This is a genomic window from Pantoea sp. GbtcB22 (assembly GCF_019091025.1).
GTDB lineage: Bacteria > Pseudomonadota > Gammaproteobacteria > Enterobacterales > Enterobacteriaceae > Pantoea > Pantoea leporis.
In genome coordinates, this window is the sequence record NZ_JAGXKB010000785.1 from 1 (window position 1) to 239 (window position 239).

1 protein-coding gene is annotated in these 239 nt (G+C 56.1%); it reads left to right on the plus strand.

Features of this window, described 5'->3' with window-relative positions:
• Positions 1-239 (plus strand): glycogen/starch/alpha-glucan phosphorylase (locus KVT28_RS26675; protein ID WP_217551321.1); only part of this gene is annotated, 239 nt, incomplete at both ends.

Genomic DNA, 239 nt, shown 5'->3' on the forward strand with positions numbered 1-239 from the left:
CCCTACTCAATGCTCAGTTGAAGAAGCAGGTGGAAGCGCGCTGGTCGGACGACGAAGTGACCTGGGCGAAACTGGCGCTGGTACACAATAATCAGCTGGGCATGGCGAATCTCTGCGTCACCAGCGGCTTTGCGGTAAACGGTGTGGCGGCGTTGCACTCGCAGCTGGTGGTGAAAGATCTGTTCTCGGAATATCTTGCGCTGTGGCCGGAGAAATTCCATAACGTCACCAACGGCATT